The organism is Ciceribacter sp. L1K23 (genome assembly GCF_018122705.1).
In the GTDB taxonomy this organism is placed as follows: Bacteria; Pseudomonadota; Alphaproteobacteria; order Rhizobiales; family Rhizobiaceae; genus Allorhizobium.
On record NZ_JAGRRC010000001.1, the window covers coordinates 405101 to 429867 of the forward strand.

At 58.2% G+C, this 24767-nt stretch carries 16 protein-coding genes and 2 pseudogenes; 3 read left to right on the plus strand and 15 right to left on the minus strand.

The window, feature by feature from the left end:
• Positions 1 to 39: 39 nt before the first annotated feature.
• The 15 genes and pseudogenes from J5J10_RS01860 to J5J10_RS01930 all read right to left on the minus strand — a co-directional run bounded on the left by J5J10_RS01860 (position 40) and on the right by J5J10_RS01930 (position 22155).
• Complete coding sequence (locus J5J10_RS01860) at positions 40 to 2664, minus strand: AAA family ATPase (RefSeq protein ID WP_211928581.1); 2625 nt, start codon at positions 2662 to 2664, stop codon at positions 40 to 42.
• The gene (locus J5J10_RS01865; protein ID WP_211928582.1) at positions 2661 to 3785 is read right to left on the minus strand and encodes a DNA repair exonuclease; all 1125 of its coding nucleotides are present in this window, start codon (positions 3783 to 3785) and stop codon (positions 2661 to 2663) included. The genes J5J10_RS01860 and J5J10_RS01865 overlap by 4 nt, the downstream gene beginning before the upstream one ends.
• 2 nt (positions 3786 to 3787) lie before the next feature.
• A complete protein-coding gene (locus tag J5J10_RS01870) occupies positions 3788 to 9772 on the minus strand; it encodes a DUF3320 domain-containing protein (RefSeq protein ID WP_211928583.1) in 5985 nt (1994 codons plus the stop codon).
• Positions 9773 to 10044: 272 nt separating this feature from the next.
• Positions 10045 to 10455 (minus strand): annotated as a pseudogene (locus J5J10_RS01875) (OB-fold nucleic acid binding domain-containing protein); the annotation flags it as partial.
• Positions 10407 to 11150 (minus strand): annotated as a pseudogene (locus J5J10_RS01880) (DNA polymerase Y family protein); the annotation flags it as partial. The pseudogenes J5J10_RS01880 and J5J10_RS01875, both read right to left, overlap by 49 nt.
• Positions 11151 to 11174: 24 nt before the next feature.
• The gene (locus J5J10_RS01885) at positions 11175 to 11891 is read right to left on the minus strand and encodes a hypothetical protein (protein WP_211928584.1); all 717 of its coding nucleotides are present in this window, start codon (positions 11889 to 11891) and stop codon (positions 11175 to 11177) included.
• Between the two features lie 26 nt (positions 11892 to 11917).
• Positions 11918 to 12394, minus strand: coding sequence for a hypothetical protein (locus J5J10_RS01890; RefSeq protein WP_211928585.1), 477 nt, complete (start codon positions 12392 to 12394; stop codon positions 11918 to 11920).
• 83 nt (positions 12395 to 12477) lie between these two features.
• On the minus strand, positions 12478 to 13869 hold the full coding sequence (locus J5J10_RS01895; RefSeq protein WP_211928586.1) for a hypothetical protein: 1392 nt from the start codon (positions 13867 to 13869) through the stop codon (positions 12478 to 12480).
• Complete coding sequence (locus J5J10_RS01900) at positions 13866 to 14357, minus strand: hypothetical protein (RefSeq protein WP_211928587.1); 492 nt, start codon at positions 14355 to 14357, stop codon at positions 13866 to 13868. The genes J5J10_RS01895 and J5J10_RS01900 overlap by 4 nt, the downstream gene beginning before the upstream one ends.
• Positions 14358 to 14798: 441 nt before the next feature.
• Positions 14799 to 15284, minus strand: coding sequence for a hypothetical protein (locus tag J5J10_RS01905; RefSeq protein WP_211928588.1), 486 nt, complete (start codon positions 15282 to 15284; stop codon positions 14799 to 14801).
• 102 nt (positions 15285 to 15386) lie between these two features.
• Positions 15387 to 18770 carry a UvrD-helicase domain-containing protein gene (locus J5J10_RS01910; protein WP_211928589.1) on the minus strand — a complete coding sequence of 1128 codons (3384 nt, stop codon included), beginning with the start codon at positions 18768 to 18770 and terminating at the stop codon, positions 15387 to 15389.
• 4 nt (positions 18771 to 18774) lie between these two features.
• The gene (locus tag J5J10_RS01915; RefSeq protein ID WP_211928590.1) at positions 18775 to 19341 is read right to left on the minus strand and encodes a hypothetical protein; all 567 of its coding nucleotides are present in this window, start codon (positions 19339 to 19341) and stop codon (positions 18775 to 18777) included.
• A complete protein-coding gene (locus J5J10_RS01920; RefSeq protein WP_211928591.1) occupies positions 19338 to 20036 on the minus strand; it encodes a hypothetical protein in 699 nt (232 codons plus the stop codon). Before J5J10_RS01920 ends, J5J10_RS01915 begins: the two co-directional genes overlap by 4 nt.
• Before the next feature lie 329 nt (positions 20037 to 20365).
• A complete protein-coding gene (locus J5J10_RS01925; RefSeq protein WP_211928592.1) occupies positions 20366 to 20986 on the minus strand; it encodes a hypothetical protein in 621 nt (206 codons plus the stop codon).
• A 29-nt stretch (positions 20987 to 21015) separates the two neighbouring features.
• Positions 21016 to 22155 (minus strand): RHE_PE00001 family protein, encoded by a 1140-nt coding sequence (locus J5J10_RS01930; protein WP_211931107.1) that lies wholly within the window; start codon positions 22153 to 22155, stop codon positions 21016 to 21018.
• Between the two features lie 181 nt (positions 22156 to 22336).
• Here J5J10_RS01930 and J5J10_RS01935 point away from each other — a divergent pair, with 181 nt between their 5' ends.
• Genes J5J10_RS01935 through J5J10_RS01945 form a run of 3 tightly spaced genes read left to right on the plus strand, consistent with a single transcriptional unit; the run spans position 22337 to position 24137 of the window.
• Positions 22337 to 22594 (plus strand): type II toxin-antitoxin system VapB family antitoxin, encoded by a 258-nt coding sequence (locus J5J10_RS01935; RefSeq protein ID WP_208552842.1) that lies wholly within the window; start codon positions 22337 to 22339, stop codon positions 22592 to 22594.
• Positions 22591 to 22995: a type II toxin-antitoxin system VapC family toxin gene (locus J5J10_RS01940; RefSeq protein ID WP_211928593.1), complete on the plus strand. Its 405-nt coding sequence runs from the start codon at positions 22591 to 22593 to the stop codon at positions 22993 to 22995. The genes J5J10_RS01935 and J5J10_RS01940 overlap by 4 nt, the downstream gene beginning before the upstream one ends.
• Positions 22992 to 24137, plus strand: coding sequence for a site-specific integrase (locus tag J5J10_RS01945; protein ID WP_211928594.1), 1146 nt, complete (start codon positions 22992 to 22994; stop codon positions 24135 to 24137). The genes J5J10_RS01940 and J5J10_RS01945 overlap by 4 nt, the downstream gene beginning before the upstream one ends.
• The last annotated feature ends 630 nt before the right edge of the window (positions 24138 to 24767 follow it).

The following is a 24767-nucleotide window of genomic DNA, read 5'->3' on the forward strand; positions in this document are numbered from 1 at the left end:
GCTGAATCCGTTCGACAAACAAATGCTGTCGAAGCAGCTCTACGGCTGCCAATCTGTCATGTGTAACACATTTCCTCCGAGCTTCTGAAACGCCCGCTGGCGACAGGAGAACACGATAATCTGCTGGTCTCGAGACTGCCTGTGGAGTGCGTCGAACATCTTCTCGATGCGGTCGTCGTCCGAATACACCAGCGCATCATCGAGGATAACGGGTGCGGGGCGGCCGTCGCGGGCGAGAAGCCGGGCGAAAGCCAGCCGCGTCAGGACGGACAACTGCTCCCGCATCCCACCGCTCAGGCGATCGACATCCTCTTCCTGCCCATTGCGCAGGATGGTCTGGGGTAGAAGCGTCTTGTCGTCGAAGGTGATCGCAACATCGTCGAAGAGCAGTCGAAGCAGCGGTCCGAGCTCAGCCATAACAGGTTTGAGGTAGAGCTCCCGAGCCTCGGACCTGGCATTTTCCAAGGCGGTGGTCACGCGCTGGAGGACAGCCACCTCCTTCTCATATGCAGCCATCCGCGCGTTCGCAGCAGTGAGTGCCTCCGAAGTCTCCCGCCACTTCTCTTCCACGGCCTCTTCTGATTGTGCCCGTATCTCTGCGTTCAGTCCGGCCATGGTCTCCCGAAGCGCATTGATCTCCTTGTCGACCGCAGCTTCGACCGAGCGAGCGCGCGTCAGCGCCGCCTCGATTGACGCGAGATCACCGGCATCTGTGCCGAGTTTGAGGGCATGGGCCTCAGCCTCCGAAAGCGATTGATCCAGATCGATGAGCGTAGCCAACAACGAGCGCCCACGCTCAGCACGCGCTTCTTCAGGCCCGAGGATCGCAGCAAACTGCGCCTGATCGGAAATCAGAGACGCCAGCGTTGTTTCAGCGACGACGAACGCGTCATCGGCACGAGACTGGTCTGGCTCGACTTCACGCAGGGCGAGGCGTGCCTGCTTGCGGCGTTCTTCTGCTTGTGCAAGCGCAGTGCGTAGGAGCGCCGGATCCTCATCCAAGTCGAGACCCTCAAGGCTGATGGTGTTACCTGCTTCGACTTCCTCTCTCAGTTTCGCCAAGCCCTCTGGAGCAATGAAGGACAGCCGGTCTTTCAACCCCCGTAAGTCAGCATCGGCCTGCTGTGCCTTGGCCTGCCTGTCTCGCGCTGCAGAGAGGCTATCGACGCCCATTGAGGCAAGAAGAGCGGTTCGTACCGCTTCTGCCTGCACTATTTGATTGTGGTTCCGGCCGGGGCGGTTCGAACGCAGGGTGATTGTCCCAATTCCTGCGACGTCAAGACGAGCCTGTCCGTCATAGGTCCGGTCTTCCCCATCTGCCAAAATCTTGCCGTCGAGGGTCACCGTTCCGGCCGCATCTGCCTCGTAATGGATTGAGACTGATGGGCGAACTGCCTCATCGATAGCACGCAACTTGGCGATTTCGACTTCGCATGCCTGCAGCTCTTCGATGGATTTTGTCGGGATTTGCATGAGTGCGAGTTGAGCCTCACCCTCTTCAATGTTCTGACGGACCTTCTCCGCCTCGGCCAATCGCTGCTTCAGGTCAGCCAGGCGCTCGAACGCCTCACGTGCCTTTGTTGCCGCCTCAAAGTGGGTTAGCCGCTCGCGGACCTTCTGCTCCTCAGCCTCCGCGAGATCCACGTTCTCACGTGCCATTTCGATCGCATCAGTCGCTTCTCGACGCCGCTTGATCGCTTCGGCTCTCTTGCTCTCTGCAGAAGATAGACTGCCGTGAAGAAGAGCTGCCTTTTCCCGAGCTTCGGTGTACGCCCTGAATTCCCGCTCTGCTGCGTTTCGCCTTTCACGGACAAGCTTTAGTTCCGCTTCTGCCGTCTTCAGTTTTTCGTTCTGCGCCTTGGCGGCATCAAACCTGCTCTGGGCTGCCTGAATGGCCGTCCTGCGCTCTTCTCTTTCCGCAGGACTGTCGAGTTCGACAAGCCTCGCTGCTGCGGTCGCGCGTTGATCCAGCGCTTGGCGCAATCGGGTCACCTCGGCTGCCAGCCGCGCCTCATCCGCGGCAAGCCGATCCCGTTCCTCGATCGCAGCCGCATAGCGACCGCCAGTTTTTGGTCTCCCGGTCGCCGTGACCATGTCTGACAGGGCTTCTTTCACGGCCGCCATGATCTCGGCCATCCGGCGCCCGCCGGTGACGGCTTCCACCTCGCCCTGGACGGATTCGAGCAGACCTTGACGGACCTGTTTCTCCCCCTCCTCCTCGGTCCGGCTTCGCTTCTCCATGCCGGTGATACCCTGACGCACCCAGAGGAGACCCGCAGGTCCGGAGGTACCTCCCCTGATGAGGCTGCTGATGAAGTTCTCTGCCTCATCAGCCTGAGCGACGAGACGGCCGGATCCAAGATGCACCACACGGGCTGACCGCCCACCATAGTACTGCTTGGTAATTCGGAAGCTGCCCTCGCCGGTCGTGATATCGGCTTCGACCAACGGGTTCCCACCACCATAGGGGCGCAGTCTCTGAACATCGCCAGGGGTGCCGGAATGGGGTTGGAAGAAGAGTGCATGCAGGGCCTCGAAGCTCGTCGATTTGCCGAACTCATTGGCGGCGCAAAGCACGTTCACACCATCTCCAATGCCTTCGATGGCAACACCGCGACCGGCAAACCGTTTGACGTTGAAAAGGCGAAGGGCTGAGATCTTCATGGCGAAATCGCCTGTGTGTAGGAATAGAGGCGCATCAAGGCCCCTCGCGCGATCTCGCGCTCGGACATAGGTCGACGTTCATCTGTAGACTCGGCAAGCAGCGCGTTGGCAGCTTCACGGAGGGCGCCGCCGCGGTCGATCTGGTTAAGGTCTTCCAGCTCGCATTCTGTGATCAACCCATCCTGATCTAGTTCAAGAAAAGCGAAATCCGGACCTGCCCTTTCAACGGCGGCGACAAGATCCGCGCGCGCTGCGAGGCGAGTGTGCCCAGATGCCACCACCCGGATGAGGGAGTTTCTGCGTTCCCGCAAAGCCGGCAGCACAGAATTGAGTGCAGGCTCTAGAGCGTCGCTTTCGAGCAGATGAAGATCAAGGTTACGCCAGGTGAACGTCGCGGTGGGCAACGCCTGAACATCTGGGACGCTCGACGAGCCGGCAATCGTGACCAGAAGAGCCGTACCCGGCACGTCATGCTTGAAGCGGTCCGGCTCTGGTGTCCCGCAATAATGAGTCCGCGGGTCTACACTGACCATGCCGTGCCAATCGCCAAGCGCGAGATAATCAAGCCCTGCGCGTCTTGCCCGGTCTGGTGCAATCACCTCGGAAGAGGCTCCCTCTTCTGAAAAACTGCGAATGGCGCCATGGGCAAGCCCAATTCGCAGCGTCCCATCGGGCGTGGCTTGACCATCCATCCATTCCGTAAGGTCTCGGCCGGGGCGACGGGTGGTGCACGGTGCGGGCAACAGGGCGACATCGCTCGCCAATTCGATCGGCCAGGGCTCGACCGCGAGCACGACGTTTTCAGGCACTTCTGCCTTCAGCGTCGTCCAGAGTTGGGAGGCCTGCAGGGAATCGTGATTTCCGGGCAAGATGACCCATCTGATCGCGGGATCGTGCGCCATCTCGGCAAAAGCCTGGCGTCGCACGTGCGAAGCAGGCGTCTCGGTATCGAAGGTGTCTCCTGCGAGAAGCACCGTTGTTGCGTTTTGCTCGCGGGCATGTGCAGCCAGCCGCGTGATTACAGAGTGTCTTGCTTCCCGCAAGCGGCTGGGCAAGTCACCCTCGAAGTTGCCGAAACGCTTTCCAAGATGAAGATCGCTAGAATGGATGAGTCGAAACATGACTACTCAGGTGTTTGGATGATTGACGCGTGCGACCGCGCCACTGCAATTGCTTCGTCCAGCCTTGTGCGGGAAACGGCGGCGAGGCGCTCGACACCAAGCAGCCGAGCCAGATCACGCGCCGGATCTGGCTGATCCAGCAGATCTGGATTGTCGGAGACGACGGAGGCGAGTTCCGCAAGCGGTATATCTGCGATCGACCTGCGCGCTTCCTCGCTGGTCGGCTGCCGATAGGGCATGATCTTTGAAACGGTGCCCGCCTTCCATATGAATTCGCCGCTCGACTCCTTTGTTTTGTCATAACCGCGGAGGTGGAGATCTATCCGCTCCCGGATCCGCCCGCCCGTGCGCAACCAGCCATGCGCCCGGGATATACGCTGGGCAAGAATGTCTGCGCGCAACGGACTTTCGGTTTCGATGACTGCCTCGATCATCCTACGCAGGGTATCGCGATAGCCAAATTCAAAAAACTGATCTGGCTCGGCTCGGAAACTGGAAAGATCGGTGACCTTGTATCCCCGCTCGTTCGAAGTTTTGTCGCCGGCCAAGGTGGGAGTGGGTGGCATCTCCGGAGTTTGGGGCTTACCGGACAGTGGCCGCGCCTGCGCAGAAACGCTTTCGGTCTCGAAGGCGACCGACGGCAACTCGATCGGCTGAACGGACATCGTAGTATCGTCGATACGATTTTCTTCCGTCCCTTCAACCTCGTGTCCCATATCCCAATGGGTCACAGCGCTTTCTGTTTCTGCAGTACGACGTGCCCGGCTCTCCTCCAATAGGGCCTCCAGGCTGTTATGAAGCCGCTCGGCGCAGCCTGTGGCATCGAACCACCAATCGGTCGACCAGACGCGGAGTATATTCCAACCGAGACCTCTCAACACCTGTTCACGGACCTTGTCGCGGTCTCTGGCGGTGGCTGATCGGTGATACGTCGCACCGTCGCATTCGATGCCCGCAAGGAAAGTGCCAGCTAGGTCCGGGTGGCGGATGCCGAAATCAATCCGGAATCCGGAGATGCCGACCTGCGGCACAATGCGCCAGCCACGCCGTTCCAGTTGCGCTGCCACCGCCTCTTCAAAAGGAGACTCGAAACCGCCGACAGAGCCGATATCGGCAGCCGGCAGGGCGACCGGACCGCGCTCGGCATAGTCGAGGAAAGTCTTGAGGTGATGCACGGCCAGTGCTTTGGTGCGTGTCGGGTCGATCTGGTCGGCCGTGAATCCCGAGAACACGACAAGTTCCTGCCGGGCACGTGTGACTGCGACGTTCAGGCGACGTTCGCCTCCATCGCGGTTCAGCGCACCGAAGTCCATCGTCAGCTTGCCTGCGGTATCCTTCCAGAAGGTGATCGAGAAAAGAATGACGTCACGCTCATCGCCCTGAACGTTCTCCAAGTTCTTGACGATGGTGGGCTCCACCCGTTCTTCGGCAAAAAACCACTCAAGTTCCGGCTCCTCGCGGCGCGCGGCGTCAAGAAGATCAAGAATCAGCGATTGCTGCTGCCCGTTGAAGGTGATCACTCCCAACGTCGGGCGATCGGTTTCCGGCAGCTTCAGCCATGCCTTCATTCGAGAAACGGCTTCTCTTGCGACAGCATCCGCTTCTGGTCGATTGGTGCGGCTCTTACCGCGGTCATAGACCCCCGTTGGGACTTTCCGCAGATGCACGGCACGGTCTTCGACGACCGGCGACGGAAAAGTCACCAACCGGTTCTGATAGTAATGATGATTGGAGAAGGCGATCAGGGACTCGCTTCGGCTGCGATAGTGCCATCGCAGATCGCGCGTCGGGATACCGGCAGCCTTCGCTTCGTCGAGAATGCTTTCTAGGTCCTTCTCGTGGTCAGCGACGTCCTCCTCTTCCTCGTTGCGTCCGAAGAAGTTCGTCGGCGGCAGCTGCTTTGGATCGCCGACGATGATCGTCTGACGGGCCCGCGCGATCGCGCCCACCGCATCCCAGGTCGTAATCTGCGACGCCTCATCGAAAATCACAACATCGAACAACGCCTGGTTCGGTGGTAGATACTGAGCGATCGACAAGGGTGACATCAGCATGCAGGGCGCGAGCTTGGAAAAGTTCTGCGGCATCTTGCTGATCATGTCCCGTATGGACTGGCTCGGTCGCTGCAATTCCATCTGATAGCGCAGCAGCCCGAGCTCTGAATTGCGGGGAACGCTTTGCACGGGCGGCAATCCGTGGGCGATCGCACTGATGACGCGCGAGGTCGCATGTGAGCGCACGAGATCGTCGATGTCGCGGAATTCACTGATCGCGTTCTCGTGCTGAAAACGCCTAAAGTTTCGCAAAATCGGGTCGGCATCGAGGACCTTTGGAAGCCACCACCTGGCATAGGCCAGGCGAAACGCAGCCCGTGTTTCATCAGATCGGATGGCGCCTGTTTCGAGCTGTTCGACCAGCGATGACAGATTCGCCTGCACCGCCTGATTTCTGATCCGGCACCAGGCTGACCAATCACGAAGCAGGTGCCTTGCGCCGATAAGGGCATCGAGTTTGTCCCTCAGCGTCGCGAGGTCGGCACCATCCTTCCCAAAAAGACTGTCGCGCCCGGCTATCGTGCTGAAGCGCGTTTGCGCCTCCTTCATGCCGTCGACCGCCGCCAGCAACCTGCCGCCTGCATGCCGGACCACATCGTCTTGGACCACCGCACGAAGACACGGCGCAAGAGCGCGGAGCGTCGTCCGGGTCTCTTCCTGATCGCGGCCCGGTAACGGGATTATCGCACGTAGCTCCCGCGCGATGTCCAGCACCGCCGCAACGGCACCAACCTCTGTCGCCAGACCATCGACCGGCAGAGGCTTGCCGTTCAAGAGATTCTGATCGATCGCTGAAAGGCAATCCTTCATGCGCCGCAAAAGGGGAAGATCCCGTTCCGGATCCACGGAACCCTGCTCGGCATGGCCCTGGAGCAGCTTCTGAACCTTACGCTTGCCCAGCATCGCATTCGGCCAGAATGAAGCACTGGCCTCACGCCACTGACGATCCAGGACGTCAGCCTCGAGGTCGCGGACGGCGGCGGCACTGTAGGAAGCAGCAGCCCCGCGCTCTGCTTCTCGATAGGCATTGATGGAGTTGGCGAGACTTTGCAGCGCTTCCGCGCATCGGGGAAAATCCCGATCAAAGACGATCGATACGTCATAGCCCCGCGATTTCTGCAGCACCCCTGCCAAGCTTAACAGTGCCTGCAGCTCAATTCGTGACAGCCGCTCCTGCGGTTTGAGGCCAAGGCGGGCGACAAATCCATTCGCCGAGTCAACCAGCAGTTCGATCGCATTCAGCAGCGACTGTGCTGCCGCAATTACGCCATCCTGCCAGCCGGAACTCCATTCGTTGACATTGATGAGGTCGAGTGCCGGCTGACGTTCAACCGAACCGAAGACGAGACCGAGTTCGCTGGCGAGCTCTTCGAGCTCGCGTAACGTCTGTGAGTCATGTGCGTCGCGTTCCAACCACGACAAGCCTGGTGCAGGCGCCTCCGCAGCTTTGAGAGCGATGCCCAACGCGAGATACGGCGTCCATCCGTTTGAGTAGCGTCTGTGCAGTGCGCCGACATAGGCGTTCAGCTCGTCGCGACGCAACCGAAGGCGCTCGTTGATCGCGATCCATTGGGACGCATCATTCCGTCCACCATGCTCCCAAGCCGCTTTCAGTTGACCCAGGAAATGGCGGCGATCAGCCTTGTTCGAGTGCAGTTCGACGCAATGATCTCCAAGACCATGTGTCCGCAAGCGGCGATAAACCACGTCGAGCGCGGCCGTCTTTTCAGCGACGAACAGCACCGTCTTTCCAACGGCAAGACAGTTGGCGATCATGTTGGCGATCGTCTGGCTCTTACCCGTGCCGGGCGGGCCAACGATGACAAAATCCCGCCCTTCGGCTGCGGCCAAGCTTGCCGCCGTTTGCGACGAGTCTGATGGAAGAAGACAGATGATGTCCGCTGGCGCATAAGCCTGATCGAGCTCGCGCTCGTCGCGGAACGTCGTTTCTCCGCTTCCTTCATGAAAGGCCTGCTCAGGCGTGTCGATCAAGTGCCGAACGACCCTGTTCTCGCGCAAGGCGTCGGTGCGTTCGACGAGATCCTTCCACATCAGGAATTTTGCGAAGGAGAAGGTCGACAGGGCCGTTTCGTCCACAACCTCCATCCCCGGAACATCGCGGATTGCCTGGCGCATCAATGAGAATACGCGCGGCACGTCTATCCCATTGTCGTCGAGCGGCAGGTCGCCGTGGAATTGTGGGAGGGACAGGTCAAAATCCCGTTCCAGAAACTGTAGAAGAGTCGCATTGAAACGCGGCTCATCTTCATGGAAGCGGATGGTGAAGCGTGAACTGGCGCTGCGGCGCTCAAGTTTGACTGGGACAAGTAGGAGCGGCGCACGATAGCTGCGCTCGTCTTCCAGCTTCTTCTTCCACCTGAGGAATCCGACTGCCAGAAAAAGAGTGTTGGCGCCACCCTCGGCAAAATCGTTGCGAACCTGCCGATAGAGATCGATCAACCGAGCTTCGAGCTGGCGCACGTCGAGGGGCGAGGGCAACTCGTCCCGAAGCAATGCTTCCGCCGCGAAGCCACGTTGGAGATCCCGGCCATGGACATCCCGATAAAGTGCTGCATCCCGTTCACCGAGCGGGTTCTGCTCAGGCAAGGATATGATGCGTATTGCTGCGCCGTTCGCCAGCCGATCTTCGAGATAAGCCACGTCCGTGCAGAGAAATGGGATCGTTTTCTTGGAATCCGGGAAATTGAGAAGTCGATTGCGAAGTGTGAGATCGAGCAGTTTTTTCTGCCATCTGTCGATGCGACCGGCAGCGTTGGTTGGTTTTACCTCAACGGTTTCAGCAGGCATCTCAGCAAAACTGGGGGCGGAGGGAAGCGGCAAGTCGGCCACAAGGGCCGAGTCATCCTCCTGAACATTGCGGCGGATAGGCTCATGTGAGGCAAGCGGCATGATACCGCCGCTACGCGATCGCCTGACATCAATGGCGGCCACAAAAGCATGGGCCTCGTCCACTCCAAGCCGGCCGTCCAGTGCCCGAAGCGCGCTTTCAAACGTCATGGCAGGCCGATGTGTCACGCCGGTCGTTTCAAAGACGATCAACTCGCGCGACGCCAAGGCCTTGCGAACCTCCATCTGGTCCGGTTCTACGGCATGAGCGAAGGTTCTCTTCGCAAGCCACACACCAACGGCAGCATGCCCCTCGAACATCAAGATCACGGGGTTCAACCCAGCGGCTTCCAACCCGGCGGCGAAAAGAAGCGTGGTATCGAGGCAGGTGGCGAGCCGCTCCTCAGCGACCGTGCTCGGACGCCGGATCTTCTGGCCGCGATTCTCGAAGCTTGCAGGCGGCTCGGCATAGTGCAACCCGGTCCCGGCAATCGCTGAGTAGACTGCCGCAGCCAGCATATAGGCGCGCTGGGGATTGTTTGACTGGTACCCATCCAGTCCGCCTGAATGGCCATGAGCATTGAGCCTTTCCGCAGCCATTCGCAAAACGGTGGCCACACCAGGATCGTTGGGCATAACGAAGGCCGGGAGCAGCTGCACCATGTCGGCCACTCCTCCCCATTCGTCGCGTGCAAGCAGTCTGACGGGAAGGCGCCGCTCGTCCAGAGTTTGTCCGCCGGATGCAATGCGAAGTGTGATCTCGCCGCGCTCTGCTTCGTTCAGCCCCGAGAGATACCCTGGATCGAATTCCACTTTTCGATCTGCGAGCACAAGCCGATCCCCCGGCACCAGGCGATCAACGATCCATGACTTCGGCCGCAGGAAAGCTGGCGACGCCGTCAGCTCTATGCGGCAGTTCTCGAAGTGTCTGTCCGTATTGTTCTCGACCGAGATCGATCGGATGACCGGGATTGCGTTCTGGTAGGACGCATAGGTGAAGCATGCGGCAATATCGGCAACAATGGCAGGATTGTCGGGCTTACTGACCTCTTGGTTCTCCGTGCCACTCATTTCTGAAAACTGCATCGTCATATCCCCCTAGCGGGAGATTAGCGACGTTTCTCAACTTTAAGAAGACTAATATTAGGACCAGAATAACTTTTTGAATGGTTTTGCCCGCAACTGCGGCACTTGGGTTCTGTGCACTCACGCTTTTGGTCCGCGCTCGTGGAGCAAACGAATAAAGAAGCGGCAAACAGTATCCCGTGAAAGAAGACGAACTGGATGCCAGGCTATTTCACAATCATTTGCAGTTGAAGGGACTCGTATCAACGACCCGTTATTCTGCCAACCGAGTTTCATTTAAAATTCCTGCTCTTCACCTTCAGCGTATCGATATGAAGGTCAGGCACAAACATGTCCCTTGGTCGTGCTACCTGTCTCGGTGAATCGCGTGGATCAGGCCCGCCACTATGGGCAAACTCATCGCCACGGCTGGTGGGCAGCTTGAACTCTTCATCGCGATCGGCAAGCGCTACAAGGTCTTCCGACAAATCAAAGAACTGTTGCGCGACGAGATGGACCACCTCACCTTCACGCTGTATCCGTCCGTTGATCGGTATCATCGACGCGCCGAGCACGACGCTCTGGCGCTTGTAGGATAGCGTCGGCCAGACGACAAGGTTCGCGGGGCCAGTCTCATCCTCGATGGTGATGAACATCACCCCCTTCGCCGATCCAGGCTCTTGCCGCACCAAAACCAGACCGGCCATATACCGTGCATGAACCAGCGATGCGACCCTGTCTCAAGACCCATCTCGGAATCGAGCTGCCACCACTCCGCGAAAATCCGCTCTGGACCGTCTGCCCGCCGGAACTTTCTGCGCTTGCCGCGCCAGACGATCGAGACCGGCGGCCCGTCCGGCAGCGAAGCGATGGCCTCGATCGGCTCCGGATGCGTCAATAACCGGACCGACCGCCGCCAATGGCTGGTCCATGACACCTCAATCGGATCTGCCGCAGCCTTGATCCGCTGAACCGAACGCTCCGGGACATCGGACGCGACCGGAGCCAAGCGGTAGACCTTCTGACCTCGGTTGCCAAAGATGTCGATGAGCGGGGTGACGTCGATGACCTCGTCCTCGACGAGCGACTAGCATCTCTGCCGTTCCTCGAGCGGCTCGGCCATCACCGCGACCAGGGTCAGCTTCTCGATCCCGAAGCCAGGCTCGATCTTCTCGGTCCGGTCGCGGAACAGCTTGGTGAGCCAGGCAATATCGCGAACCGGCTTCACCGTGCCGGCACGGATCGCCTGTTTCGTGCCATCGACTTTCTCGACGATCAGGTCGGCGCGACGCACACTGAGGCCGCGCCTTTGCAGTTCTTCGATCAGCGCCACGATCAGGCGGCCGGTATATTTGTTGATCGTCTCCGCCGCACCGATCGGCTCGGCAAAGGCACGGCTTTGCGCGCGTCCGCACCCGGACATTCAGGGTTTATCGAACGCATATCGTTCACCTGGATAGAGGAAATGGTCCTTATTCCAGTTTTCCAGCCCCTGGATGTGAACAATCTGCTCGAGTTTGCACCGGCGCTGGCTTTTGCCATCCGTGTTCAGCTCCGGCTGGAAGTGGTAAATGAGCTGCATTTCAAGGTCGCCAAGCAGCTTCCTTGCCGCCCCCAAGGGCTGGATCATTTCGAGGGGTACATAGTCGCCGGCTTTGTCCAGAAATGTTACGCAGCCAAGATAGAGGCGCTTTTCAGCCGCAGTGAATTTGGGATCATGCAGCTTTGATATCGCTGCATGACCGCCGGAAAAACGCTTCGACCTCGACGAGGTCTTGCCGATATAGACGATGGTTTCGGGTTCCTGATCCTGCTGCACCGTGATAAAATAGAGCGGGCAGGACTGAAGGGGTGGATCTCCGCATTGATTGAGGATCATTCCCCTCTCCTCTTTGTCGATGAAGAGAGGCTCGTCAGCTCCGATCACCTCACAGGCATGCTGCACGTAGGAGCGCACTTCCTGCCAGGAAGCCTGAAGACTTTGGGCCTTGATGGTATGGACACGGTGGAGAGGAAGCCACGTGTCGAGCGCCACGTTGCATCCGATATCTGCATCGAGTTCGATGTTGGCAATATCGCGAAACGGCGGTTGCGGCACCTTACGGTCTATCCACTGGCTAAGGGCAGAGAACATTTCCATGCTACTATTCAAATCTTGTTGTTGGATCATCTGAATGCGATCGGGCCGTCCCAGTCCCCACAATGGAATATCGCCTGCCCGACGAAATCCATAAGCGCATGGCCAGCTGCGATGAACTGTTCTGTCCTTTCATGGGTAAAGGCCGCAGGCATCAAGGCCTTGTTGCCATGCGCGATATTGTTCCTCAATTGCGCAAAGCTCCTCGAAAAAAGCCGATCCCACGAGTCGATGGCCGCGTCGTCGCTATCCCATTTAAGGCCCCCCCGATCGGACTTCACCAGAAACTGGGGCGCCGTTTCCTTGAACATCCGGATGGGAGGATGATCAAAATCGAACTGTGCGAACGGGTAGCGGTTTTCGACCCGCTGGGCGAGACGTGTCCAGTTCACCCCCATGACGGCCTGGTTCACACCACTGACATGCGCAAGTTCGATATCCATGCTGACCAGGAAGAATTCGAATTTTCCCATCCTGAGCATGTACTGTGAAATCGTCTCTTCCATCGCCGCCCCTCGCTCTCCGTCACTTACGATACGCAAGCGCGTAGCTAAGCGTTATCATGTCCGGAAACCGGTTTGGTGTATACCTACACCTGTGCACCGATCGGAACCTCGGGCAGAGCCTGAAAACTGGGCACCACTGCAAAATCGAAGGAGTTTACAAAGGCCCGCCGACTTTTCATCGATCGCAGATCAAGGTCTACGAGCTTGTCAGGCTGATCTCCGCTGAGCAGACGTAGGACCTCTGCAAGCATAATACAGCCGCCAACCGTGCCGACAAACGGCACGCCCACCGCCGTCTCCGCGAGTCGTTCCAGTCCGCAGACATTGCGTGCTCCGTCCGCGAGGCGCTTATAGGCCGGCTTATCCAGATTCGCGATACGCCGAGCTTCGCGCTCGCTCCAAAGTTCAGCAGCGCTCTTACCCGATGAGGGAAAGGTGTGAACGCGGAGTGCGCTGAAGTCCATTGAAGTGTGCCCAATGCCGGCTTCAACAATAAACGGGAAGCCAGGGGTCTCGAGTCGGGCCCTCGCCAGAGCATTATCCACGCCGCATACAAGTACGGCCGGATCCATTGTCCCGTCATGCCTGAAGTTGCCATCGAAAGGGCGCTCGATCAACGTCGTCTGAAACCCACGAGCTTCGAGAATAGAACCCACGTCGCGTGTTTTTCGCTCTCCGACCCTGCCCGGCCACGACAGGATAGAGGTGCTTTGCGTTGAAATGCTGACTCTATCCATGTCCTGCAGGGTAAGGCGTACCTTCTGAGGCTCAGGGAAATCACAGAGCATCAAAGTCCAGAGAAACGCCTGACCAAGATGGCCAAGCCCGAGCACCCATAGATGATCGGGAAGCGCCACGAGCTCGGGGCCATTACTCATCGATCCTAGCCAATCACCTGAAGCATCGGGGCGCCAAAGAGATAGACCAACGGCACGCCTGCCTGCCTCAACATTGCCTCGCAACATAGAAAAGGCCTCGGCGGTTGCGATAGCTCCAGCAAGGACCGCTGCTGGCATCACGCTTGTCAGTTCGCTCAACCGCGCAGAGCTGCGGCGGACGACCCCTCCCCTCCAGCCTTCGAAGGTCACGATAATCGCGGGCTCTGACTGGTCGGACACCGTTCCGATGACGATCGTGGGTAAACCGGGCTCGAACTTGCCGTCAGTACCTCCAAGCTTCCGCACGGCCTCTCCTAGCGGCAGGCCCATATCTGCGCCGATGAGACTTGCAGCACTGAGATCGCCCTCGATGAAAACGCCGCCGAGGGCAAAACGATGCGCAATGTTTACAACGGTCAGCAAGGCAGCCTGATGTGAAGCGCTCCTAGCAACTTCGGAACCCACACGCACCTGAACACGATGAGTCTCCAACCGCCGGACAGCTTGTTCAAAATCTGCAACTGAACCGCCGTCGACATCCAGTTTCGCGGTACGATTGAGGAATTCCTTCAGTTCCACGGGATCGTTGTAGTTCACGAGTGACCTCCAAACTTTAGCGTGAAAAATCCAACCGACGGCGGGGACATCGCATGCCACCTTTTAGCGCCGCGGTAGCGAAAGTGACCGACACCCGACAGGTCGAACATACTTCGCGCAAACCGCGGGATGATCATTGCAATATGGCCGCTGGTCGCGATCATCGGATACTGCTGGTCAGACCTGCTCTGCTCGGAGCTGCCAGGGTGAGTATGGACATCTGCAAGCACCTCGAGTTGCTCGCTTTCACAAACTTCCCAAACCGCCGACATCGCGGATCCCGAAAGGCGAACAATGCCGGTCTTCAGAGCATTGGGGTCGATATCGTCATAATAGAGGATCCGCGATGCACGCAGCTTGGTGCCGTCCCGACGCCCCAGGATAAAGGCACCGGATTCCCCGCGACCACGGCCACGCCGGCGGAGCTCGCTGAAAAGGCCCCACCAGAGCCAGAAGGTTATGATGAGCTCTGGGTCTGAGTTAGCCACGATAGCCTCTTGAGTTGAGGAGACGATGAACCTCCGAGATATGTTGAATCAACCCCATCGCTGGATCCCATGTGAGGTGCGGATGAGTGCTGATCCAGTCGGGGTGCCCCGTTCGGGAGACGCGATCGAGCGGGAAATAGAGTGCCGCGCCCTGGCGCCAGTCCCAACGTATTACGCTTTGAAAGACGTCATCGCCTTTTGGCCACTCGTTCTCGAGCAGATAACGCTTATCACTGATATCCCAGAAGCCGCCCGTCGGGGGTTGCGCCGGAAAGCCGCAACAGTCGAGTCGAAGGACAAACTCTCGTGCATCCCTCGCCATGATTGCGACCAACAAATAAGGCCAGTCAACGTCGACGAGACGCCACCGCCCCCGCGCGACCCCCTCTTTGAAGGGAGCCGCGCTCAAGTCGCGCTCGAGTGCCACGCGGTCCGGAGTCATTACTGGCCCCCGTTGACGCGATCGGTCGGAACGAGGTCAAAATCGATCTTGCAGCCAGGGCAACTGACGAGCGAACCGACGTGAGTGGAACCGTCGGGGCGATCGACCGAACCGCTGATCTGCAAGGACATTTCCGCGGCATCGACGTCATCGATCTTGAGCTTGCGCTCGGCCCAGCGCTTGATGCGGTCAAGAGTGGAGCCCGGACCGAACTCACGGGAGACCTGCCGCCCTGCATAACGAACGCTGACGTCAACCGACTTGCAACGGTGACGGTGAATGACTTTTAAACCATCGTCATTGTGGCGGATAAGGTAGTCATCGAGAAGCGGCTCATCAGCATCTTCCTCAAAAAGGAAGAAAGATGTGTCCTCATTCCCAAGCTGCGCCTTGAGCGCCGCGATCGTGGCACCGTCGTGAGTCTCGCGAAGGATCGGATCGCGCTGACCTTCCTGACGGACGAAAATTTCGATGATCTTGCTCATTTTTTGAACTCCTTTCTGGCCTTGATTGGCCCGTTCAAGGAGTTCATCGGCCGACTGTCGAAAAAACCTCTGGCGCCTTCATCACCAATCTAAATTTTTCTATCAGTCTCTCTCTGCACCCTCGGCCGGGCAAGAGAAGAAGTGCGCGCATCGCATGCAAGTACGCATCTCGCGGCGGGGCTTGAGTGCGCCAGATCGCACCGCCTTAAGTATGTTTGACGCTTGATCTCTGTCCGCAAGCGCCTCTTGCGGCGTTCTGCGAACCTTCACAATGTCTCCGCTCGACAGCTGCGCAACTTCGACCGCTACATCCTCACCGACCGCAATCTTTGCTGCAGCGTGTAGCATCCCGGCCCGCATTTTCTTCGGGTCCACGGTGCGTAAATCGACATATCGAGCAACCGACCCGTCAGCGGAAACGAGGGGCGCTGGCAGCACGACATGTCCCCCACTGATAGGGATCTCGACCATGCTGTCTGCCGCACGCCGGAAGCCGTGCAGCATCCGATCGAGATTGGACAGACTATTGTCAACCAACTTGCGATACTCGGACCCAAGGCTGTGCTTGGTGGGACCACGATCTGACCAAATCTGTTCAACGAGAGTGTCGCGGTCAGCATCCGGCATGTCCGCAAGCGTGCCGACCTTATCCAAAACCTCGTAAAGCACACCGGAGGCTTGCAGGTAGGGTCCCTCATGGCGCCGACTTCGGATCGACAGCCGGTGACGATAGGCGATCTTCAGCGGACAGCTTTCGAAGTCCGAAATATCGAAAAGCGTCAGCGTGTCGATCGCGATTGGACGGCTTCCGTCGTTCACGGGAGCATTGGCGTCATGGCTGCGAGTCGGGCCTTTTTCTGGGGCTAAGGCTAGGTCCGATAGGAAGCGCGACGGGCTTCTGGCTTGTACAACCGCTTTTTCAGTATGATAAAGACGCAGATGATCTTCTGCCCTACTTACCGCGACAAACATTGCGCAGTCTTCTTCTTCTGCGTGAGCCGCGCGAGGATCGCGCCCGTCTTCGATGCCGGGCGGTACCTGACAGATGGGACTGCGAAACTGCAACGGAAATCCGTTCTCATGTAGTCCAACGATGTGCGTCGCCTTGAATTCGAGCCCCTTCGCAGCATGCACGGTCATAAGCCTCACCGCGTCCGCACCGACCCCGAGCCCGGGATCACGCAAATCCCTATCATCCGACATCAAGATGACCGTGCGCACGCGTTTCAGAATTTCTCTTGCATTCAATGGCTTTCCATCCAGATCCGTTTGGTCCAGGAATTCCAGCAGTTGGTAGATAGCTGCGCGAGACAAATCGCCTTCGATGCCGGGCGTCTCCGCCACCCTGCGCAGATAGTCGCAGCGTTCGAACAACCATTCCGTGACGAGGTCGAAAGCGGCCATGTTCAAACTCATGCCGGCAATCGAGCGCCCAAGACGAGCCAAATTCGCGGCCCCAACTTTACTTACTCCTGCAAGAGTGGTCGCACCGACCAACACTTCGGCAAGCGCAACGTCTTTTTCTCGGGCGTGAGATATCACAGTCGAGGCATCGGAGCCCAGCGCTCTGAACTCCTCTATGGTTGCCAGTCGCACAAGCGCTGCGCCGTTCGGTTCCGCGATCATCGCCAGTAGCGACAGCAGATCTCGTACTTCCTCTCGCTCGAAGAAACTGCCGAGATGAAGAGTAGGAATTCCCCTTGTCGCCAGCTGCTCAGCGAGCTCATCGAGCCGGCCATTGGCTCGCGCCAGAATAGTTTGCTGGGAAAATGGGACCCCTTCTTTCTGCAATGCATTGATTTCGGCCGCGACGAGGTCGGCCTCGATCTCATCATTCAAGCCGACCAGGACTCTTGTCTTGGAACCGACATTGCCCCTCTTGGCAGCCGCCCGATAGGCTGACCTTGGTGTGTACGGCGTACCCCCGTGCGCTTGGCGCCTATCCATCGCGTCCGCAAGTCTTTGCGAAAGCTGTGTGATATGCTCGCTCGATCTGTAGTTCCATTCCAGAGGCGTGCTCTCAGCATCTTCGAATTCGGATGTGAAGCGAGCCATATTGACGGCCGAGGCACCTCGGAATCGGTAGATGGATTGTCGCGAGTCCCCTACGACCCACAACGTCACGTTTGGCCCGTGAAGAGCCTTCAGCAGGCGCGCGCATGCTCTATTAACGTCCTGGTACTCATCGACCAGAATCTCGTCATACCGTTCCAAAAATGATCGCCTGACATCCTCGTCGCTTTCAATGAGCAGTGTGGCGCGCATAACCAGATCGGCAAAATCTATGCACTTGTTCTCCCGTAGGAGCGCTTCATATACTTCATAAACGGTCGCCGCCTCCAGCGTCTTTTCCGCGGTCAAGACAGCCTTTTCTGCACTAGTTCGAGCCTTCCCAATAGCACCGGAAAGGCTGCGTTGTGCGGAAGCAAACGCATCTTCGGCAAGTTTTCGGAACCCGGGAGGGCTGACGAGCTCATCCTTCGCTCGCCCGATAGGCTTGAGGATCTCTTTCAACTTGCTGCCGGGATTTCGAAGGTCGTGAAAGTGCCGCAAGCCCAAGAGAGGAAGTCTTTCCTCGAGCATCTCAACAGCCTGAGAAGGCGATAAAAGGCGGATGTTTGCGCCTAGTCCGAGCTTTTCATAGTGAAGTCGCATCACTTCCAGGCCGAAGGCGTGGAAAGTCCCCGTCCAGACCTCAACCGCGTCATCCGGTCTTCGCGCAGAAATACGGTCCGACAATTCACCCGCAGCCTTATTAGAGAAGGTCAAGGCAAGAATCCGCGATGGGTGGACACCGTCATTAAGCCGACGCTCGATGCGCGCGACGAGGGTGCGCGTTTTGCCGGACCCCGGCCCGGCCTCGACGAGCAAAGCACGCCCGTTGAAGTCGACAGCTTTTTGTTGGCTTGAGTCGAGCTTGATTGCGCCGGCGCCACTATCGTCATGCCCCACGGAAATATCAGGGATGAGAATGGCATCGAGAAGTTGTCGCCGGACCTGGGGAAGCGGCATTCCGATGCGCTTCGATATCTCCGAGGCCGTGAGATTTTCCACCAGGAACAGCTGCCTTGCGATGTCGCGAGGCAGGAGAAACTCCCGCGCGAAGACGTTCGCTTGAAGCTCTCGCCTCTCACGTGGACCATATGTTTCCACTCGAGAAACCACCCGTGACTTATCACCTTGGTCCCCGTCTCCAAGATCGCATTTATCATGCGGCCTGTGCAAGATAAGATGACCAAGCTCATGAGCCGCCAGTAGGGCCTTTTGCTCATCCGAGACGTCATCTCTCACCAGGACTTGCGAGAAGTCTCGATTGAGCTGGGCATCGTCGCCGCGAAGCAGGACCCCGTTCTTGTCAACCGCGTTGATTTCGTAGCCGTTGTTTCCAAGCGCCTGCCGGACCACGTCGAAGCTGGAGACCAGCCCCTTGCCAATGGTTGCGCGAAGTGTTCGCGCTTTAGACTTCGCCAGCGCGAACGCGTCCACAGGGCTACTCCGATAGCCAGCGCTTTTTCAGCGCGTCAGGTAAATTCGAAGCCGACACTGCGTCCGAGAAGGATTCCACCTCGGGTCCAGTCTGTTTGCCGGAAGCTTTTCTTTCGATACCGGCGGCCATTGGAGTCCCACCGGCAGTAAAGTGGACTTTAAGGCTGCTGAGTGCCACTCCCATCGCGTCGGCGGCGTCGCGTAGAAATCGAGGTGTGGGTGTGGACACCTTTGCCGCGAAGAGTTTCATTATGAACGGCGTATCATTGCCAAAGAAGGATTTTGCGCCCATCCAGGTCTTTGGGTCGCGTAAGCTTGGAGCGGATGTAGAAGAACCGGTCTTCGCGAGAAGACCCTCCACGTCAGCTTCGCTCACGTCCGGTTGCTCGCCGTCGCTTGCGTCGGCGTCGACGCTTGCCTCCAGCATGGCTCGGACGGCAAGCCGATCAAAGAATGTTTTCCTTCCATCTCCAATTTGAGCGAGCGCAGCGCGAATATCGTCCGTGCGAGATCCGTTTTCGAAGACTTCATCTGCCGCTGCAATCGCCCTCTGTCTGAGGTCGTTACTCATGTCGTTCGCTCCAGCGCTCTCTTGAGCTTTGCCTTAATTTTCGTTTTGATTTCACGCAGAGTCCCTTCCGGCTTTCCGAGTGCACGGACAAGATCGATGCTTGCCTCCGGGCTACAGAGCGGAATGTCCGAAAGCATCAGCGGTTGAAAATATCGCATCTCTTCCTGCGACAGCACGGATGATGCGAAACCCTCGATCAGGGTAGTTTCCATCAGGTCCCGCACCTCTGACCCGTCATCGCTTCGTCCGTGAACATCGGTGTCGTATTCGACGTGGCCAATCCGGTAGCGATCAGCGTAATACTCCTGGTATTGGTCAGCCGCTGCACGGTCACGTTTTCTGGCAAAGGTAATCTCCCAGAAGTCTATCTTCCTTGACTTTTGCACATCACTTGCAATCTTCTCAAGCAAGGCGCCCACGATCTGCTCTCGATCCTCCTCGGCTAGCGTCGAGTAGGCCTTTCGCGCCCAGACCTTGAGATCAGCCAAGAGGCGCTTCCAGGCAGCATGCTCGGTCAACCGTTCTCCGTCTATCTGTGCGCGACGGATTAAACGGACGAGAACCTCACCTGACATTTTCAAGCCATCAGGCGTGCGTCCTGCCGCTATAAACTTGCGAAGCTCTGCATCGGCCAAGCCGTCAAGTTGATCGAGAGCCGCCGTCACATGTGGCGGATGATAAAGAACCTGCTGCATACTCACACCTTAGCCACGGACTGCGGACCTGCTCCATCTTCATCGGGGGGATCGCAAAAAAACCTCTGGCTATTTGCCTAAAGATAAATGAATGGGGGCAAGGCACGAAGACAGGGGTAAATGCGAATTCGAGCAGTAGTCTATTTAACAGTTGATTCGCGCTAGGACTCTACTACGCAGAGGAGCAAAGAAGCAGACCAAAGATAAAGGTCTAAACTGAATTAAAGCCACCGGAGAGTTTCCGTTGTCCATCAGTTCGCGGCCTGAATGCTTCGATCTTTCTGAGCGCCATCGGCGACGTTATCTCGATTGCAGCAACGTCTGAATGCCTACCCTGAACTGTCCATAATTTCGGAAAGAAGATCATTGACGTTTCCAACGGGGGTGGAAAGGCGACCGTCTACGTAATGGGAATGCCCCATCTCGCTCTCGAATTCGTAACTTCGTCTAAATTCTTCGGCCTCGCCACCCGTGATCTGTATTCCGGCCGCGGCCAAACGCTCGTACGCGCGGACGACGAAGTTGAACAGACACGGATTGATGTTCACGGCCGTCCCGTACCAATGAAAAGTTTGTTGGCAGGCTGCCCGTGTCTGTACCTCATGGCGCGGCGCAGTTTGCTTAATAGCCTCTTCCACCAATTCGCGTCGGGTCAAACACATGTAAACCAGATCCGATACGATTGGCAGGTTAGTGATCGGAATCAATCGAACGGTATGCTTCAGTTCGTCGTGGTGGTGGAAAAAATTCCTTAAGCATTTCAGCGCAAGAAACTCGGGTACGTTGAGAAAATTAAAGTGCAGCCCTTTCGTAACCCTATCATTAAGACTGTGTATCGATCCAAGAAGTTGAAACAGGGTATCAAGATCAGGAGCCGTGCAGTGGCTAAAGTATGCACGGAAAAGCCGCGCCGATGCTGCCGATACGTTGGCAATGTTTTTGTCAGCCATAGCACCTCACTGCTCAAACTGAGTCGTCTTCATACAACACCCCACGCTCGAAACCTCCCCCTCCCCGTCATCTCTCTGAGGCCGAGTTCCAAAACGATCCGCCGCGCCGCCTGCGGCGTGACATCCAGCGTCTTCGCCACCATGCCGGCTGACACGAGCGGTCTCGCCATCACCAGATCGACCAGTTCCGGCAGTTTTGACGACGTCCGGCGCCGTTCCAGCTTTCGCACAAACATCGTGCGCGCCAACGCCAACCGGTCATGCTCTTTCAGACCGAGCTCGGCGGCCGCGATCAGGCCGTGAGCAATGGCAAGCAGCCGCGTCTCCCGATCGCGATGCCGTCGCCGATCGACGGGAATGGTTTTCAGGCCAAGATTGATGGCGGCCAGATGATTTTGCGTGGTGATGCCGGCCTGGCACAGAATCGAAGCGGCCAACAGCCGGCCAAGCCACGGGGCGTGCTGTAGCACGCAAAGTTCGTTCCAGGCGTCGAGGGCGACGATGGCCTGCAGCACCGCCGGCAGATCATTTGCCTGATGCAACACAGCGCGCCATTCGTCCAGCCGCGCGTCTTCGTCCCAGTCGAGATCGTAGATCATCGGATCTTTGTCTTGGCCACCTCCGCGGCCGGGCCGGGTTGCGTTCTCGATCGCCGCCTCTGATCGGACGAGCACCGCATCGATGGCGGCGTAGTCGACGCCGGGGAAATTTTCGATGTCGTCGACATCTTCCCCCTCCCCTTCCGGATCGGTTGCGACCGCCGGCCGAATAACTTCGGCCGTCGTCGCCTCGTCCCCGCCGCCCGACCCGATCTCCGAGGTTTTCCGCAGAGAGCGGATGCCGTCGGCAGAGAGCGCCCAATCCGGGGATTGGCCGGCGATCCGCCGACGAGTGCGCAGGACGTCGCGGGCGATTGTCAGCTCATGGGTCGGGGTGCGGATATCCCGCGTGGCGTCGTGGAGGACGAGGTCTTCGAGATGGACGAGCTCGCCGTCGATCCACAGCGAGGCGCAGGCATCGGTGAATTGGGTGCGTTCGATCCAACCTGCGCCGACTGGCGAACGCGCAATCCGCTCGTCCAGACGCGTCAGCGCGACGCCGGCGTCGAAAGCCGGCTGCATCAGGGCACTCATGCTGATTTTCGTGAGATCGTAAGCCATTGTTTTTATGGTAAACGATCTCTTAAAGGAACTCTATACGAATATTAGTGTTCCTCACATGCTATGATTGCCGGTTGGGGTTCTAACCTTCGATAAGTAACCCTTATCGATGGTCAGCCATCTCTTCTCACCTTCTTGCCATCTCGCGCCACAAACACTATGTTGGCGCTAGCATTCGAGGAGGAGCCCCATGTCCGAACCACAGCTTTCCATCCGTAGCACCAAGGCGAGAGATCTGGCGCACGCGCTTTCGCGCCGCACCGGTCAGCCAATCAATCGCCTCGTCGAACTGGCACTTGAACGGTATGATATCGAATTGAGGCAGCAGGATAAAAAGCATCCGCTGGATGCCGTCTGGGAGCTTGCAGCCGAAGGCCGCCGCAATGTTCCGGCTGGCACCACGTCTGCGCATGATGATCTTTATGACGAAAATGGCCTGCCGATATGATTGCGATCGATACCTCGGTTCTTGTTGCAATCGTCCTTGAGGAGCCGGAAGCCGAAACCTTCAAGTCAGTCCTACGGCAAGAAGAGATTGTTATCGGTTGGCCTACTCTGTTTGAAACAAGAGCGGTTCTGACAGCCAAGGGTTTCTCCAATCCCGCTGACATCGTCTCCAGGTTCGCTGACGCACCGAACATCATGCCAGTCGCCTTCAACGAGAAGCACTATCGTGAGGCTGAAGCGGCGCTAGACCGATATGGCAAAGGACGCCACCCGGCTAGCCTGAACATGGGTGACTGCTTTTCTTACGCTGTCGCTGCAGTTGCCAAGGCACCCCTTCTGTTCAAAGGCCATGATTTCGGCCAGACGGACCTTAAGCTCCATCCAGCATCGTCAACGGCATGACCCGTGGAAGCCGAACCATCGTTGATCGCAGATCTGAAGACCTAGACACGATCGCAGCCGTCCTACCGATCGGCCGGCGCGACGAACTCGCCGAGCTGCTGACGAACCAGGATGTCGAGACACTCCGTCATCTCGTCAGCGAGGGCATGGGTGCCAACACGCTGCGCGCGCTCACCTCCGATCTGGCCTATTTGCAGGCCTGGTCGCTGGCAGCCACCGGTCGCTCCCTCCCCTGGCCTGCCCCTGAGGCACTGCTCCTCAAGTTTGTTGCGCACCATCTTTGGGATGCGGAAAAGCGTACTCAGGATCCGGATCACGGCATGCCAGCTGACGTCGAGCAGAAGCTCCGCATTCAAGGATTGCTACGATCACCCGGACCGCACGCACCCGATACCGTGCGTCGGCGGCTTGCGACCTGGTCGACGCTGACCAAATGGCGCGGGCTCGTTGGCTTTTTCGGCTCCCCTGCCCTCAGGTCAGCAATCCGACTGGCCGTGCGTGCGACACCTCGGCCAAGGAAGCGTAAAAGCGCCAAGGCCGTCACAGGGGATATTCTGTCCAGACTGATCGCAACCTGCACGACGGCAAGCCTGCGTGATGTCCGAGACCGTGCGATCCTGATGGTTGCCTTTGCCTCGGGCGGCCGTCGCCGCAGCGAGATTGCGGGCCTCAGGGTCGAGCAGCTGCAGCCGGAAGAACCAATCCAGATTGATGGGGCCTATCCTCTGCCCTCTCTTTCGATTCATCTCGGTCGCACCAAGTCCAGCGGCGCCGACAGTGATGAAGTGGTCTACCTCAGCGGTCGACCGGTCGATGCGCTGAACGCGTGGCTTGCGGCGGCAAAAATCGATAACGGCAGTGTCTTCAGGGCGATTGATCGCTGGGGCAATGTTTCGCGCTGGCCGCTAGAGCCACAGGCCATCAACGACATCGTCAAGCAGCGTGCCGCCATGGCCGGACTCGATCCGGCGGAGTTTTCCGCCCATGGCCTGCGCTCCGGCTATCTGACGGAAGCGGCAAACCGCGGCATTCCCCTGCCGGAAGCAATGGAACAGTCTCGGCATCGATCCGTCCAGCAGGCATCGGAATACTACAACTATGCCCAGCGCCGCGGCAGCCAAGCCTCGCGCATACTCGACTGATGCCTGAGGATGCGACATTCGCCCCCCCCCCCGGAACTCAAAGCGATTGCCATTCGCTGCGGGCATACGCCGGCATCTGGGCCATTACAATATGGGGCCGTAACCGAAGTCATCTACCCCTGCGTCCCCGCTATATCGGGAAGATAGCCGCCAGACGTTTGATCTGGCCTACTTTTGAAGGATTGGGCCCGCCATCGCGACGTTTTTTGGCCCATCAACTCGCGCCGGTGGGAAGTCACACGCCCAAGCCGTAATCGGTAGTTTCCTGACAGCCCTCAGAACCACGGCCGGAGGACACAAAGCAATCTGTCAGGTTCTACGATGCCGATGGGGTGTCATGCGCACCATGAAGTTCTCTAGATTCTCACAAGACTCCCCAATCACTTCACCACTTCCAGGGTGGCCATCAAGATCAGCTTTCGCACGTTACTCAGCAGATCGCCAACCTTCCCTGCTCCAACAACCGCAAACTTTTAGACAGGATGTCCTGAGGCGTTGCCGAATCTCTTCTGTGGACGAAGAAGACGCGCCAGAACGCAACCGAAGACCTGCCTGTTCTCTCCCGGCTGCGAGACGCCTCCCTCGCTGTTCCGACTGTCGCCACTCACGACAAGCCCTGCTTCGAAGGCG